The 15657-nt window shown below is 67.6% G+C and carries 13 protein-coding genes and 1 pseudogene; 8 read left to right on the top strand and 6 right to left on the bottom strand.

All coding sequences use genetic code 11. From position 1 onward, the window contains the following. Positions 1-249 precede the first annotated feature (249 nt). From NBG84_RS03110 to NBG84_RS03095, 4 genes and pseudogenes are all read right to left on the bottom strand, one after another. Positions 250-436, bottom strand: a pseudogene (locus tag NBG84_RS03110) (DUF397 domain-containing protein). An 83-nt stretch (positions 437-519) separates the two neighbouring features. After that, positions 520-708 carry a DUF397 domain-containing protein gene (locus tag NBG84_RS03105; protein WP_250917658.1) on the bottom strand — a complete coding sequence of 63 codons (189 nt, stop codon included), beginning with the start codon at positions 706-708 and terminating at the stop codon, positions 520-522. A 97-nt stretch (positions 709-805) separates the two neighbouring features. Beyond that, positions 806-991, bottom strand: a complete 186-nt coding sequence (locus NBG84_RS03100; protein WP_250917657.1) for a DUF397 domain-containing protein — start codon at positions 989-991, stop codon at positions 806-808. Further along, a complete protein-coding gene (locus NBG84_RS03095; protein ID WP_250917656.1) occupies positions 988-1842 on the bottom strand; it encodes a helix-turn-helix domain-containing protein in 855 nt (284 codons plus the stop codon). The genes NBG84_RS03100 and NBG84_RS03095 overlap by 4 nt, the downstream gene beginning before the upstream one ends. 161 nt (positions 1843-2003) lie before the next feature. On the opposite strand from NBG84_RS03095, the gene NBG84_RS03090 reads away from it, so the two are divergent. The 4 genes from NBG84_RS03090 (at position 2004) to NBG84_RS03075 (ending at position 7742) form a co-directional block, all read left to right on the top strand. Then, positions 2004-2441 carry an ATP-binding protein gene (locus tag NBG84_RS03090; RefSeq protein WP_250917655.1) on the top strand — a complete coding sequence of 146 codons (438 nt, stop codon included), beginning with the start codon at positions 2004-2006 and terminating at the stop codon, positions 2439-2441. Between the two features lie 78 nt (positions 2442-2519). Beyond that, positions 2520-4352: a DUF4357 domain-containing protein gene (locus tag NBG84_RS03085; RefSeq protein WP_250917654.1), complete on the top strand. Its 1833-nt coding sequence runs from the start codon at positions 2520-2522 to the stop codon at positions 4350-4352. Next, the gene (locus tag NBG84_RS03080; protein ID WP_250917653.1) at positions 4349-5560 is read left to right on the top strand and encodes an McrC family protein; all 1212 of its coding nucleotides are present in this window, start codon (positions 4349-4351) and stop codon (positions 5558-5560) included. Before NBG84_RS03085 ends, NBG84_RS03080 begins: the two co-directional genes overlap by 4 nt. A 40-nt stretch (positions 5561-5600) precedes the next feature. After that, positions 5601-7742, top strand: coding sequence for a UvrD-helicase domain-containing protein (locus NBG84_RS03075; RefSeq protein ID WP_250917652.1), 2142 nt, complete (start codon positions 5601-5603; stop codon positions 7740-7742). A gap of 58 nt (positions 7743-7800) precedes the next feature. Here the strand turns inward: NBG84_RS03075 and NBG84_RS03070 are convergent, their stop codons facing one another. Continuing rightward, complete coding sequence (locus NBG84_RS03070) at positions 7801-9498, bottom strand: N-6 DNA methylase (RefSeq protein WP_250917651.1); 1698 nt, start codon at positions 9496-9498, stop codon at positions 7801-7803. A gap of 245 nt (positions 9499-9743) precedes the next feature. On the opposite strand from NBG84_RS03070, the gene NBG84_RS03065 reads away from it, so the two are divergent. From NBG84_RS03065 to NBG84_RS03055, 3 genes are all read left to right on the top strand, one after another. After that, positions 9744-10175 (top strand): hypothetical protein, encoded by a 432-nt coding sequence (locus NBG84_RS03065; RefSeq protein WP_250917650.1) that lies wholly within the window; start codon positions 9744-9746, stop codon positions 10173-10175. A 4-nt stretch (positions 10176-10179) separates the two neighbouring features. Beyond that, the gene (locus NBG84_RS03060) at positions 10180-11067 is read left to right on the top strand and encodes a hypothetical protein (protein ID WP_250917649.1); all 888 of its coding nucleotides are present in this window, start codon (positions 10180-10182) and stop codon (positions 11065-11067) included. Positions 11068-11713: 646 nt separating this feature from the next. Then, on the top strand, positions 11714-12859 hold the full coding sequence (locus tag NBG84_RS03055; protein WP_250917648.1) for an MFS transporter: 1146 nt from the start codon (positions 11714-11716) through the stop codon (positions 12857-12859). A 282-nt stretch (positions 12860-13141) separates the two neighbouring features. Here NBG84_RS03055 and NBG84_RS03050 read toward each other — a convergent pair whose 3' ends face one another. Continuing rightward, positions 13142-13984, bottom strand: a complete 843-nt coding sequence (locus NBG84_RS03050) for an amidohydrolase family protein (RefSeq protein ID WP_250917647.1) — start codon at positions 13982-13984, stop codon at positions 13142-13144. Positions 13985-14809: 825 nt separating this feature from the next. Here NBG84_RS03050 and NBG84_RS03045 point away from each other — a divergent pair. Next, the gene (locus NBG84_RS03045; RefSeq protein ID WP_250917646.1) at positions 14810-15613 is read left to right on the top strand and encodes a hypothetical protein; all 804 of its coding nucleotides are present in this window, start codon (positions 14810-14812) and stop codon (positions 15611-15613) included. Positions 15614-15657: the final 44 nt, after the last annotated feature.

Below are 15657 nucleotides of genomic sequence, written 5' to 3'. Positions count from 1 at the left end.
CAGCCTGAACTGTCGTGCTGGGCGAGAGCTTGCCTGCCCCGGGCTGCCGGTGCGACCCGACCGCGTTCTGCCGCTCGGTGTCGTAGTTGGCGTTTTGCGGGCGGTGTCAGCCTGGAGACTCCGCTGGTGGACGGCGAGAACTACACGTCCACTCTCACACCGCCCCCGGGCGAGGGCCCGCGCCATGCGGCCCGGCCCGGCCCGAGGGCGACTGGCAGGCAGTTGTACGGCTGGGCTCACACCCTGGGCTCAGCCTTGTGCGGTGTGCCTGATGAACTGCGCCCATCCCTCGTGGCCCACGGCGAAGCGTGGGCCATCCGCATGCTTGGAGTCCCTCACACACGGCATCTTCGATCAGGGTGACCTCGATGCAGTCGTCGCCCTGGCTGCCGCTGTAGCTGGACTTGAACCAGCCGAGGTCAGTCGTGCCGCTCATGGCCCTCCTTGCTGATGGCCGTCCCGTGCTCGGGGCCAAGACGGCCTACATCGCGAGGCTACATATCGGACCTTCTGGGCGGCTCAGATACGTGCGGCGTGCTGCACGAACACAGCCCAGCCGCTCCTGCTGACGGTGAAGTTTGGACGGGACATGTCTTTCGAATCCCGGACCTGAATGGTTCGCTCAGTGAAGGCGACTTCGATGCAGTTGTCACCAGCGGTCCCGCTGTAGCTGGACTTCTGCCAGTTGAGGCTGGCCAGGTTGCTCATAGCACTCCCTCGCTGCCGGAACCTCGAGCCCGAACGGTTCGTCAGGCCCGAGTTGTGCTGACCACGCAGCGTCACGCGACTGAGTCCACCTGCGGGCTCAGCTGCGTGCGGCGTACTCGATAAACTGCGCCCATCCTTTGTGATCCACCGCAATATGTGGGCAGGTCACGTCCTTGGAGTCGCGTACCCGCACGACTCGTTCCATGACAGCGACCTCCACGCAGTCGTCCCCTTGGGCGCTGCTGTAGCTGGACTTAAACCAGCAGGGTTCAGACTCACTCATAGCGCTCCTCGCATCCGCTCCAGCAGTTCTGCCGATTCCTTAGGGGAAAGGGCCTGCGAGCGCAGTCTTGCATAGCGCATCTGAATCCTGCTGACCTCTTTCAAGTCAGCGATCAGGCGGCCGTTCTCCTGGCCTTCCGAGTACGCGAGCCTGCGTCCATCCGAAGTCTCCACCAGCCTCACGGGACCGGCAAGACAGGCGTGGTGCTGACTAGCCGCTGGCATGATTTGAAGGGTGGTGTTGCGGAAGGCGCTGAGATCGAGAACGTGATCCAGTTGTTCCCGCGTCACAGCGTCGCCACCGAGGCGGCGCATGAAGACTGCCTCTTCAATAATGAAGTCGAAGGTGCTGTTCGGCCTCTCCCGTAGCAACTTCTGTCGTTCTTTGCGCGCTTGGACCGTGGCTTCAAGCTCATCGTCTGTCAGCGGTGGGATGTCGTTGTCGCACAGGGCCCGGACGTACCCCTCCGACTGCAACAACCCCGGCACCAGCCTGCACTCGTACGTACACAGGCTCACCGCGATCCGCTCCAGCCGAGCCCACCGCCGAAACCATGCGGCCAACCCAGGCTCCCCGCGGGTCAGATACTGCGCCGCCTTCCGTAGCGCCCCCGTGTTCCCCAGCGCCTCCTCCGCGAGCTCCACAAAGGACTCGTCCGGCATCCGGCGGCCCAGTTCCACCGACTCCACGGTGTGTTTGGAGAACCTGACCCGGAGGCCGAAATCAGCCCGGCTGAGGCCCGCGTGTTCACGTAAAGCCTGGACGACGGCCCCGAAGGTCCGCAGACTGTCGGACGGGTCAGGTTCCCGTTCCCAGTCGCCTGTCGTCGTCTCGACATCGTCGTTGGTCATAGCCGCAACCTCCGGGTGTGAACATGGCGCGCCCCCGCGCTCAACTCACCCAGCGTGACGGGAAGATCTGCGTACCGTCTACCGAAAGTGTCCGTACGCGGACTCTGCGTACGGGGTGCGCCGCTGGTGAGCGCCCCCGAACCGGCTCCATCGTGGCATTCATGCACTTCTCCACACCCCAACTTCCGGTGACCGTACGTATGTTCACTAGGCGGCTGTCCGCCACCCGGCGGGGCGCACATGACGCCCGACAGCTCACGGTCACCACCCTGCGCGGATGGGATGTCTCGTCCAGCGTCACCGACCGTGCGGAGCACATCGTCGCCGAGCTGGCCGCCAACGCGGCCGTTCACGCCCTCGTCAGGGGGCGCGGCTTTCGGCTGGGGCTCCGACTGGATACAACGACCGGCACACTGCGGCTGGAACTCACCGATGCCCGAGGCGATCGGGCCCTCGTACCCCCGGGTACGGCCTCGGCGGACAGTGAATCGGGTCGGGGGCTGCTGTTGGTCGGGGCCCTGGCGGATCGATGGGGGAGCGAACCGTATCCGCCGAGTGGGAAGACCGTATGGGCGGAGATCGATTCCGACCGCTTCTGATCACCGCTGGGTCGGGTGTCAGCGGGCCCCAGTAATGTGCTGTGGAGCGTTGTGTACCGGAGCTGTGCAAGGAGACCCATGGCCGACGACTACCCGGACTTCTATCTGCGCCTGCCCAACGGCGGTCCGGTTGTCCGGGGCCGACAGACCGGTGAGCACGGGACGAACGGCAGCCTCAGGTTCATCGTCGGTCTGGGTCAGCCGGTGCGTCCTGATGTGGTGCCGTCCTTCGCTCTCCGGGTTCCCTCCGCTCAGCGGGTTCGAGAGAAGCTGCTGAGCGAGGGGCGCATTCGTTCCTCGGCGAGATGGCCCGGGTGGCTGGAGACCACCGGCGAGATCGTCTTCAACTCCTCGTCCGAGGCCGCCGCTGTCCTGAAGGGCCGTAGCTCCAACGGCTGGACCGACTGGAAGACCGAGGACGGCCGCGCCCTGGCGGACTATATGCAGGGCGTCTGGCCGGGCCCCAACCGCCCCTGGCTCGTCCGTGGCTCCAATGTCGCCGGGCTCGACCTCGTACAACGCCTCTGGCTCCCCGAAGGCCGTGTCACCTTCGCCGCCTCCCGCCTGCGCCAAGGAGCGGGACAGGGCGCCAGTAAGGAGGAGCTGCGGACCCTCGTAGAAGCGGACTATGAATCCTCCGCCACCTACAACCAGAAGCTGCAACTGGTGGAGGAGCTGCACTTCTTTCTCTCCCGGATGAAGCCGGGGGACACCGTGTGCACCCTCTCCCAGGGGAGGTTGTATGTCGGGGAGATCACCGGCGAGGTGGAGCAGCTGGAGTCCGAGGACCGGCGCTCCAACTTCCGGCGCCCGGTGACCTGGCAGGACATGGCCCATCCCTATGAGGAACTGCCCGAGGAGCTTCAGCAGCGGCTCTCGATCCAGCAGGACATCGTCGATCTCACCTCCGTCCAGGCCGTCATCGACGGCCTGGGGCTCACCGACGAAGAGCTAGCCGAAGAAGCCGAGGCGACAGAGCGGGACCCCAGTGCGGAGATCCCCGCGATCACCGCACGGCGGGAGCTGGAGTTGCCCGTGCCGGAGCAGGCGCTCGCCGATGAGCTCCTGGTGCATGACGTGGAGTGGCTGCGGGAAGTCCGCGATCTGCTCTGGGACGAACGGCAGCTGGTGCTCTACGGGCCGCCCGGCACCGGAAAGACCTATCTCGCCCTCCAGCTGGCCGAGTTCCTCGGCGGCGGCCCCGAGCAGGTCAAGTTGGTCCAGTTCCATCCCTCCTACGCCTATGAGGACTTCTTCGAGGGGTTCAGGCCCCAGGAGCACCCCGAGACCCGTGAGGTGGCGTTTCGGCTGACCGCAGGGCCGCTGCGGGAGCTGGCCGATCTGGCGTCGCGCGAAGGCAACCGCCATATCCCGCACTTCCTGATCATCGATGAGATCAACCGGGCCAATCTGGCGAAGGTCTTCGGTGAGCTGTACTTCCTCCTGGAGTACCGGAACAAGTCCGTACGGCTGACCTACTCCGGCGACGATTTCGCCCTCCCGCCCAACCTGTTTGTCGTTGGCACCATGAACACCGCCGATCGATCCATCGCCCTGGTCGATGCGGCCATGCGGCGCCGGTTCGCCTTTGTCGAACTCTCACCACGGACCGAACCCACCCGTGGGCTTCTGCGGCGCTGGCTCGCAACCCAGGGCAAGGACTCCGAGCCCGCCGATCTGCTGGACGCCCTGAACTCCCGCATCGATGAGCCCGACTTCCGCATCGGCCCCTCCTATCTGATGAAGAAGGGCGTCTACCGCGAAGGCGGCCTGGAGCGCACCTGGCGGACCAAGATCCTTCCGTTGCTTGAGGAGCACCACTACGGCGAGGGAGTCGAGATCGAGAAGCGCTATGGGCTGGCCGCACTCCGGGCCTCCCTCGCGCACTCGGCGCCGGAGCCGCCCGAGTGATCCCGGCCGTGGAGCTGGTGGAACACGCCCAGGCCACCGGGCATGTGCTGCCCGACGCCGTGGGGCGGGCGCTCGCCGCATCCGGGATCGTCGACGCGGCCCCTGACCCCTACACCCCAGGGCGTTGGCTGCTGCGGGCGACCAGCAAGGTGGGCGCCGTCGCCGTGGAGATACCGGGGATCGGGGAGCGGATCACCGTGCGGATCACCCCCAAGGTGCCCATCGCCCGGCTGTTCTTCCTCCTCGGCCACAGCCTCCAACCCCAGAAGGCCTGGCGTGACGACCCGGTGGAGGTCGCCGAACACCGCGATCTCCTGCCAGCCCTCGCCCATGCCGTGGAACGCCAGATAGACCGCGCGCTACGCCAAGGACTGCTCCAGGGATACCGCGCCACCGAGGAGAGCGCGCTCGTCGTCCGAGGACGTATCCGCGAGGCCGAGCAGATCCGGCGACGTTTCGGGGCCGCCATCCCGGTGGAAGTCGCGTACGACGAATTCACCACCGACATCGCCGAGAACCGCATCCTCCGGGCCGCCGTGGACCGGCTCCTTCGACTCCCCGAAGTACCGGGGGCCGTGCGCCGACGACTACGGCATCAGCGTGCGCGGCTCGCCGACATCACCCCACTCATACGCGGCCAACTGCTCCCGGCCTGGCACCCCACCCGACTCAACGCCCGCTACCACCAGGCTCTCCATCTCGCCAAGGTCGTTCTCGACGGCTCATCGGCGGAACACACCGCCGGAGCTCTGCACATCGATGGCTTCCTCTTCGATATGAACCGGCTTTTCGAGGACTTCGTCACCGTCGCCCTGCGGGAGGCGCTCCGCACCAGCGGCCTCACCGGACGGCTCCAGGACCCCCACCACCTCGATGAGGGGGCGGCGATCCGGATGCGACCCGACTTCGTCCTCTACGGCCCCGAAGGCATCCCCGTCGCCGTGGCCGACGCCAAGTACAAGGCGGAGAAGCACGCCGGGTATCCGGACGCGGACCTCTACCAGATGCTCGCCTACTGCACCGCCCTCGGCCTCCCCGATGGCCATCTCATCTATGCCAAGGGCGCTTCCCCGCACGCCACCCACCGGGTGCGGCACGCCGGGATCGTCATCCACCAGCACGCCCTCGACCTGGACCAGCAGCCCGCCGGGCTGCTGGCCGACATCGGGGCCGTATCCCGGCAGATGTGCGCCCACCTGCGCCTATGATCGATTGCGGAGTGTACGTCCAGGGTGGGGAGTTCACATCGTGCCGCAACTAGCGTTCGCCAACAGTTTCTGGGAAAGCTATGAGGCCCTGGAGAAACCCGTGAGAGCGGGTGTGCGCAAGGCCATGGCCAAGTTCCAGCAACTGACCGTGCCGGAGTTGCACGCGGACAAGGGACTCCATCTGGAATCCGTCCAGCAGGCCAGGGACCCCCGGATGCGAACCATCCGGATCAATGACTTCTGGCGCGGAGTGGTCCTCGCGCCCGATGACGGCAGCGACGTGTTCCTGCTGGTCAATGTGGTCCCCCACGATGACGCCTACACCTGGGCGGCCAAGCGGCTCTACACCACCAACTCGGCGACCCGCGGGCTGGAAGTGCGTAACGTCGTCGCGATCGAGCAGCTCACCCCGGTCCTGGAGAAGGCCGCGTCCCAGGCCCAGTCCCTGCTGTTCACGCAGTACTCGGACACCGTGCTCCGCGATCTGGGCATTGACCAGCAGGTCCTGCGGGCCGTACGCACCATCGTCGACAAACCCCAACTGGAGGCCTTTGGCACCCTGCTGCCCGAGGACCAGTTCGAGGCGTTGCAATACCTCGCCGAGGGATTCACCCCGGACGAGGTCTACCGGGATGTGGTCGCCGTACGCCGACCCACCGACGCGAGCCCCGACCCGGACGAGACCCTCGCCGCGGTCATCGCCAACACCACCAGCCGGATCACCCTGGTCACCGGACCCGAAGAGCTCACCGACATCCTGGAGAAGCCGTTCGCGGCCTGGCGGGTCTTCCTCCACCCCTCCCAGCGCCGCATCGCCTACCGCACCTCGTACAACGGTCCCGTACAGGTCACCGGCGGCCCCGGCACCGGTAAGACGGTGGTGGCGCTGCACCGGGTCAAACACCTGCTCTCCCGCGCGCCCGACACCAGGATCCTGCTCACCACCTACACCAACGCCCTGGCCGCCACCCTGAGGGAGAGCCTCTCCCTCCTCCTCGACGGTGATGAGTCCCTGCTCTCCCGCGTCGATGTGACCACGGTCAACGCCTACGCCCACCGGATCATCACCGAACACGGCGGAGCCGCCCCCACCCTCATCGGCGACCGGGAAGAGCTACGGCTCTGGCAGCAGATCGGTAGGAAACTCGGTCTGCGCTGGACCGAGCAGTTCCTGGCCCAGGAATATCGACACGTCGTCCTCGCCCAGGACATCCGCACCCTCGACGCCTATCGCGCCGCCTCCCGCCGGGGCAGGGGCACCGCTCTCTCCGCGGCCCAACGCGAACTTCTCTGGCCCGCCGTGGAGCAATTCGAAACCAGCCTGCGCACCCGTTCCATCTCCACCCATCTACGGGCCTGTGCCCGAGCGGCCAGACTGCTGGCGGCGGTCGGACCCGGCTATGACCACCTCATCGTCGACGAAGCACAGGACCTCCACCCCGCCCAGTGGCGCGTACTGCGCGGAGCGGTCCCCTCCGGCGGGGACGACCTCTTCATCACCGGCGATCCCCATCAGCGGATCTATGACTCCAGGGTCTCGCTTGGCTCGCTGGGCATCTCGGTGGCCGGTCGCACCAACCGGCTGCGCATCAACTACCGCAGCACCGAGGAGATCCTGACCTGGTCGACCGGCATCCTCGCGCCCGTGTCGATCACCGACCTCGGCGGTGAGGGCACCGACAGCCTGGCCGGCTACCGCTCCCTGCTCCGTGGCCGCAGGCCCGGTGTCCAGGGGCACGGCAGTGAGCAGGTCGAGGTATCCGCCCTGGTCGAACGCGTACAGGAGTGGATCGCTCAGGGGGTGCGGCCATCCGAGATCGGGATCTGCACCCGGTTCAACATCCTCCTCGACAAGGCGTACGAGAAGCTCTCGGCGGCCGGTATCCCGGTGGTCCGCGTCCGGGACAACCCGGGGCCCGAGGTGGACGGGGTGCGCCTTGCGACCATGCACGCGATGAAGGGCCTGGAGTTCCGCTGCGTCGCCGTCATCGGGGTGACGCTCAGCGCGCTGCCCTTCGCCCGCGAGGTCACCCCACGGGAAGTCGACACCCTCCAGCACGACTCCGACCTGCTACGGGAACGCTGCCTGCTGTTCGTCGCCTGCACCCGGGCCCGGGAAGTCCTCCAGGTCTCCTGGAGCGGCCGACCCAGCACCTTCGTCCCCGAGCCCGCCCACCACTAACGGCTCCCGGCTTCCGCACCGCCCTCGCCGACACCACGCGGCCGGCGAGGGCGAACACTCAGGACGACGGGGGAGTACACGGCGGCTGGGCGGTGTTCGGCGGGGGAGTACGCGGTGAGAGGGCGCCGTTCCCCAGGCCGTCGCGGGCCAACTCCGCCGCCTCCCGACTCAACCGCACCACCGCGGTCACCCGCTCGTCGAACTCCTGCAACGCCCGGAAAGCCTGCCCGTACCGGCGCTGCTCCTCGATGTCCAGCTGCGGAATCCTGGCTCCCCGCCCATCGGCGCGATAGGTCCCACTGGCGCTGGTGGAGCGCCGGGTGTTCGCCGTACTGCGCAGAAAGCCCCGCAGATAGTCGGTGTCGAGCTGATCGCTCACCGACACCGGCTCCGACTCGCCGTACTCCACCAGACCCGCCCTGGCCAACTCGGCGACACTCACCGTCGGTCCCTCCAGGGAACCCGTTCCGGGCCCGGCCGGAAGCTCGGGCAGGAGCGCGGAGAGCTGGCCGAGCTGCTCCTCCAACCGCTCCCGCAGTACGGCGTACTCGGTGGAGTAGTCGCGGTAGAGGGCCGGTGTGTGGCGTCCGGGGGTGAGATCGACCGTGTCATCGAGCAGATCGATCAGCGGCACCTCGGCTACCTGCCCGGGAGCGGGGTCCAGCGGCCCATCGGGGGCGTTCGCGGAGAGATCGACCAGTCGCACGGTGGAAACGGCGTCCTGAGGGGTGAGCGGTCGGCGCAGCTGCCAGAGGTGGACCGGCAGGGCGTGCGACGAGGCGACACCGGCGGGCAGCGCGACCAGTTGGACCAGCAGTCCGCGTCGCACCAACTCGGCGCGGATACGGCGACCGCCCTTGCGGTAGGCCACCGACGCCGGCATCACCATCAGCACCTGACCACCGGGAGCGGTGTGCGCGTAGGCGTGTTGCAGCCAGGCCAACTCACCTTCGGCCCGGGGCGGTGTACCCAGCTCCCAGCGGGAGTCCAGCAGAGTCGAGTCCCGACCCCACTCGGTCACCCCCACCGGCGGATCGCAGACCACGACCTCGGCCTGGAGCCCCGGCCAGCGATCGGCGAGCAGGGAGTCCCCGGGGACCGCGGAGACGTCGGTGCGGTCGGTCAACTCGGCGCGGAGCTGCGCCAGGGAGGCACTGCGGGGGTCGAGGTCCTGCCCGATCCGGTGGGGGCCGTCCACGGGACCGACGCCGAGCAGTAGCGAGCCGATGCCGCAGGCCGGGTCGAAGACCGTGGCATCCGCCGGGACCGTTCCCGCGAAGTGCCGCACGGCCTGCACAATGCGTTCTGAGGTGAGCTGGTCCGAGCCCGATCGACGAGCGGAATCGGCGAGCCGCTGCACCAGACTGGTGATCACCACGGCTGGGGAGTCGACCGCGGTCAACTCATCGACCAGCCGGCGGGCGTCCGCGGGGAACGTGGGGGTCGGCTCCGATCCGGCCAACTGCCGGGCCACATCGGTCAGCGCCCCGACCATCTCCTCGCCGTACGCCGCTCGCAACGCCTGCCAGAGCTTGACCTCGCTGGAGATCTCCTGCCCCTTGTGCTGTCTCTCCAGCCAGGCCTGCACCTCGGCCAGCGCGAACAGCGGACTTCCAGCCCCGCCACCCTGCGGCTGCGGAAAGTCCTCGTACCGCCGCCGCCAATTGGAGACGGCCGCGCGCGTGACGCCGGTGAGGCGCGCGATCTCAGCTCCGGAGACCAGCGGTCCCGAGGATGCCGCGTCTGTGTCTGCCATGGGGCCAGCGTATAACGTGAATGCGCACGGGTAATAGTCACGACCCGTTGACATCGTACACACACCCTTTGTGTGGACAGGGCGAACGCCGCTCGTCCTTCTCACCCATGGGTCAGTTCCGGTGGGTCCCGGGATCAGCGCCGCGCTCTCTTCTTGCTCTGATACTCCTCAAAACGTGGGACGCCATGCCTCTTCGGGGGATATACACATTGACCCAGGAACCCGAGGAATGCAGGGGTACGGCAATGGAATTAGAACTGGCGGCCCTGGCTGGTGTGGCCGCGTCGACGGTGGTCGGCGGAATGGCGACGGCCGGGTGGGAGTCGGTGCAGCGGGCGATGGGCGAGCTCTGGCGCAGGGTGCACCCCGAGCGGGCGGACACGGTGGTGGCCGAGTTGGGCGAGGCACGCGCCGAGGTGCTCGCGGCCCGGGAACACGGCGGCGAAGCGGCGGAAACCGCCGAACAGCAACTCGTCGGCGAATGGCAGGCGCGGTTGCGTCGGCTGCTGGTCGCCCATCCGGAGATGGTGCCCGAAATCCAGCGGTTGGTCGATGAGTTGCGGCCCCCAGCAGCCGAGTTCGGGTCCCGCGCACCCAGCGTCACACTGACCGCGAACGCGTCGGGAAACTCCCGCGTCACCATGTCCGGGCGGGACATCAACATCACCAAGGGGTGATCGCTTGAGCTTCTACCCAGGGGCTTCGGGCGATTCCGACGATGACGGCGACGACCTCACCAGCGGAACCCGAATCCATGTACGAGGTGACGGTCATTCCCGCATCAGGGTGGCCGGCCGTGACATGAACACCAGCTACTTCGTCAGCGCCTCGTCCGCGGCTCTCGTCGCCCTCGTCGGCCTGGTGATCCTGCTCGGCATGTGGCAGCCCTGGCAGGAGGAGGCCGCGGCGGGCGGTGAACGCGACCGCGTGGGCGCCGCGATCGGTTCGGATGCCCCCGGTGGGACTCCGACGAAGCCCGTGCCGTACCCGGAGCCACCGACCCCCAGCGAGGAGGACACCCAGCCGCCGGCGCCGGAACCCACCCCCACCAGCGCCTCGCCGACTCCCAGCCCGCCGAACGCGATCGATGGGGCGTTCGCCTCCGCGGTCCTCGGTACCTGCCTCAATGTGTATGACGACGGCTGGGGCAAGCTCAGCCACCACCGACCGCTCCCGGTCGACTGCGGTGCGAACTACGCCTACTCGAAGGTCTCCATGGTGACGACGGTCGCCTCGAACTGCCCCCAGGGCGCGGGACAGCGGGGCTGGGGCCATGTCAACGCCGATGGGTCCACCATCGCGCTCTGCCTGGACCGGGTGTTCGCCGTGGGGCAGTGCTTCCCCGCGACACTGACCAGACAGGCCGACGGGTCCTTCCGCAGTGAGGGGCGGCTGTTCAGCGTCTGGGGCTGTGACCGAACGCAGGTACCGAGCGGGCAGAACGCGATCATGGTGATCACGGCGGTGCTGGACAGCGGCAACTGCCCCCAGCGAAGCGACCGGCGGACGTTCTCCTGGCCGGTCTTCAACGGCGGGGACACGGTCTGCGCCGTGCAGCAGCGGAACTGAGTCGCCGAACGCGCCGGGGCGACCCCTTTCTCGAACCGCCCCGGCGCTTCAGCGCCGTCGATCCGGATCGCGCCCGAGGGAGAGCTCTCCTACCTGGAGTCAGACGGAGGGAGCGCCCGCATTCGCCCCGGTGGACCCGCCCCCGCGCCCAGCAGTTCGCAGGGGCCCCAGGCGTATCGGGTTGGTCCCCTTCGGCGCCATCGACCGGCACCGTCATCGCGTCGGTGGAGACCTTCGGTGCGGGTGTGGGCTGAGCACCCGCACAGGGCCGAAAGCCTGGTGCCCCAGCCGGTCTCGGTGCCCTGGGACGGTCTTGCCTGGTAGCGGGATCACAGATAAATGCATTGTCTTCACTTCGGATTGCGGATCGATCGGATTAAGACAAGGTCCGGCCTGTTCGGCCACCAGAAGATCGTTCTTAACCGCTCACTCCGCAGCGCGTCACTGAGTTCCCCGGCCCGGTTCGAACCCTACCGGGAGGCAGTATCGGCAAGCACTAGAGCGCCGGGTTTCGCGGTGCTGGTGAAAGATATGGGCCTGACGGCGGGACACTTGTACGGAGGCGCTATTGGTTGCCTATCAATCATTGCTGAAGAATCACCACGTGTGGTGGTGGCTGGTCGCGACAGTCGGTACACGGCTCGCGGTGTGCACGATTCCGCTCGGCGTCGTCCTAGCCGCCAAGTCCGACACCGGTTCCTATGCCTGGGGCGCGGTCATCGCCGGGGCCTATGCCGGGGGTGAGGCCATCGCCGCCCCGAAAATGGGCGCAAGGTTCCAGAGCCGTCCGCTCAGAAGGGAACTCGCCTGCGTCTCAGTCATCGAGGCGATCGCCTTGATCGGAGTCGTCGTCTCCTTGTCGTTCGGTGTCCCCCTTGCCGCCGCCGTCCTCGCGGCGGTGGGCGGTGGCGCTGCCAGCGGGACGTTCGGCGGGCTGCGCACGCTGGTGGTCAACCTGGCTCCCGAGTCACGGGAGAACGCTCTGGCACTGGATGTGATGGTGAACCAGGTCTGCCAGGTCGCCGGTCCCGCGCTGGCGGCCTCGGCCGCGGTGGCTTGGAACTCCGATGTGCCCCTGCTGATCGTCAGCGGTGGCCTGCTTGTCGCCGCGGCTGTCTCGGTCAAGCTCCCGCCATCCATCACTGGCGTGGCGAAGACGGAGCACGATGCCCGGTCGGCCGCGCGGCCCGACTCGACGCTGACCGTCATCCGGGCGATCTGGCCGTCTCTCGTGGTCTCCACGGTGGTGCTGATGCTCCAAGCGGTGCTGGAGGTATCTCTCCCGAGTGTTCTGGGCGAACGCCACGGGCCGCCCGCGTGGGCCGGGATCGCGCTGTCAGGACTGGCCGTCACCAGCATCGTCGGTAGTTTTCTCTACGGTCTTCGACGTTGGTTCGGTCGACCCCATACGCACACCCTGCTCCTGGCCGGCGTTTTCGCCCTGATGGTCGCCGCGGTGGGAGTGGTCCGGTCTCCGGTCATGACCGTGGTGCTCGTCGCCGCGTGCGGCTTCTTTCAGGCCGCCGCGAGCACGGCACGGAGCCTGACAGTCACCGACGTACTCCCCGCCCATGCCTGGTCGGTCGGATTCTCGTTGCTCTACTCCTTCGGAGCGGTCGGCTTCACCGTGGCGAGCGCGGTGAGCGCTCTGTTCCTCGCGACGGGCAGTGCGGCGGTACTGCTGGTCATCCTCGGTGTTGCCGGACTGGTGATATTCGCTCTCACCTGGTGGCGAGAGCACGTCACGGTGGCGCGAAAGGTCGTTCCGGCGAATGCGGCGAACGTCCTGTGATCTCGACACCCACCAGGCCCTTGGTGGATCGTCCGCCCTTGGGCCGGACGGTTCGACCGCGGACTCCGCAGATCCTGACCGCCGATGGGCGGCTTCTGGCGGCGCTGTGCTGCCCTGGTGGCCAGGCCGCCAGGTCGCTGTTGCGGATGGCTCGGGCTGACAGGCACTGTCCGGTGCATCCGGTGCATCCGGTGCATCCAGTGCGGACCGTCGCGGAGTTGCCGCATACCGCTGGACCGATGAGGGCGGGGAAGTCCTCGGCCCGCCTATCCCGTCCCTGACCTATGCGTTGGCCAGCGCATCGCCATCAGGCGGCGATACCAGGCGGCCGTTGCGCCAAACCGCCCGGATCCGCTGAGGCAGGTCTTCCAGGCCGACTTCGGGTCCGTCGAGTAGGACCAAGTCAGCGCGCAGCCCCTGGGCCACGCGTCCCCGGTCGTGGTCGAGCCGGAGCAGTCGGGCGGCCTCGCTGGTGGCCGCCCGCAGAGCTCCGGTGTCGCCGAGGCCGGCTTCGGACAGCAGCCGCAGTTCGGTCAGCAGATCGACGTGCGGACGAGTCGCCATATCCGAACCGGCCGCTATGGGTACGCGCGCCGCGAGCGCCAGCTCCACGGAGCGCAGGTGCGCCGCGTCATAGGTGTCGTCACCCTCGCCGCGTATCCCGGCGAGCGTGGGCACGTACCAGCAGCGGTGCTGCCGCATCACGTCGAGGGCGTACTCGTCCAGGAAGACACCGTGTTCGATGCTGCGGACGCCGGCCTGGGCCGCCGCGGACGCCGAGTCGGCCGTGTGCGCATGGGCGAACACATCGCGACCGCAGCGGCGCGCCTCGTCGACCAGCGCGCGCATCTCGTCGTCGGTCGGGGTGATGTCCCGCCCCATGCGCATCGACCGCAGCGGGCTGTTGGCGCCGATCTTGATCCAGTCGGCCCCTGCGCGCACCATGCGCCGGACCGCGGCCCTGGCACCGTCCGCTCCGTTGAACAGCGGGTCCGGTAAGGACGGGTCGGTAAAGGGGTCGGCATCGCCGAACTCGGGTGTCCAACTGTCGCCGAGGCCTCCGGTCGGCGACAGCTGACCGACACTCACCAGCAGGTCAGGGCCGTTGATCCAGCCTGCGCGCAACGCGTGGGAGAACCCGGCGTCGGCGCCCCACGGCGATGTACCGGCGTTGGTTCAGGCCGCGGTTCGAGGGCCCTACCCGCCGCGTTCCACCGCGGGTGCGAGGAGTCCGACGGCTCTTCGCACTCCGGGTACGTACAGAGCCCTGTCACCCGTTGGATCGGAGGCCTGGTTGAACCGGGACGCTCCAGCGGGGCACGGCCGATTCCCGCGGGAGCACCAGGCACTCTCCGGTGCCCCTCGGCGACATCGAACATCCGTACCGCTCTGAGCGATGGTTCGGGGCGTGCGGTGGTGGTCGACGCTGTCTTCGCCGACGCGGAATCGGGCCGTTGGGCCACTCCGTAGCGGAATGCCGGCGAATCCGGTGTGTGGGACGCGCCGAGCGACCGAGTGAAGACCCTGTCAGATCGGCCTTCTTGTCGTCCTATATCGCCACCGAGAACGGAGAAGAATAAACGGCTGTATGTAGAGATACAGGTCAAGCAAGTGGTGAAGAGATCATCCCCATTTCATGCTCGGGTCACCCAATCGACCCATTTCGGCGCGGACATCGGGATCGTTTGCCGGGGGTGACCCCATTGAAATACGACGTTCCAGCCGTAGTCGATCTCTCGATTTTCGCTCAGCCCGCGGGCTCAACAGCACCAGTACGGAGGCACCCGCCCCAGGGCGCCCATGACCGCAGGGTTGTGAGACCCCAGGCTCCCGCTGTTAGCGCGGACATTCTGGATGAGTTCCTGATGCGGCTGGAGCACATCAAGGAAGACTTCCGAGCCCGCTTGGACGGATGCCCGCAAGGGCCCCGCCCTGTATGTCGTTCCGTCGATGAAGAAGGCAAACGGGAATCGGTGCGGCATGTATGACCCACCGGAGACCTTTGACGGCGATCACTACCCCTACGTAGGGCCCGACGACTGGTACCGGGAGAATTCGCGACCGATCGAGGACGAACTGACACAGACCCAGGAGATCTATCAGCCGCACTCGCTGGACCATGACCTCGGCCAGCCGTCGATGGATTGGGACGAGGAGCTGAGTGAGCTCCTTCGCACCACTCCGGCGGCGCAGTCCTCGGCCGCCCATCCCTTTCCCCGTCCGCGCTCGCACAGCCGGCGCAGAGTCCGTAAGACCCGTAAGCCGATCGTCTGGCCGAGTGGGACCAGGCTGCTGAGCGCCGTCCTCGCGATGATGACCGCTTTTCTGATGACCGCGGTCGGCATGCTGAGCGCCCTGGTCTCCTATGATCCCCTGCGCTATCTCGCGCTGGTCGGGGTGCCGGACGGGCTGGCCCGCGGTTGGCCGTTCCTGGTCTTCGGGCCGTGGTTGGCGGCCTGTCTCTCCATCATCCGTGCGGCGATGCATCGCCGGCAGGCCCTGCACGCCTGGTTGATCGTGGTGTCGTTCACCGGCGTTGCCATGATTCTCTGCATCGCGCACGCGGCGAAGACCGTGCCCGGCGTCGCGGTGGCGGCTATTCCGCCGGTCGCGGCACTGGCCTGCTTCCATCAGTTCATCCGCCAGGTCACCCTCACCCATCCCCGGCACGCCCGCAGCCGCCCCACCGCCGCGCATCGGGCCCGGTCCGCGGTTGAGGGTGTGCGCAAGGGACGGCACGGCGCTGACGCATAAGAAGGACGGCATGGCGAACCGGTCAGCCCAGGAGGTCGGCGACG

It is taken from the genome of Streptomyces albipurpureus (assembly GCF_023701525.1).
GTDB classification, from domain to species: Bacteria; Actinomycetota; Actinomycetes; order Streptomycetales; family Streptomycetaceae; genus Streptomyces; species Streptomyces albipurpureus.
Note: the sequence above shows the minus strand (reverse complement) of the source record. Positions and strands in the feature narration are given on the sequence as shown.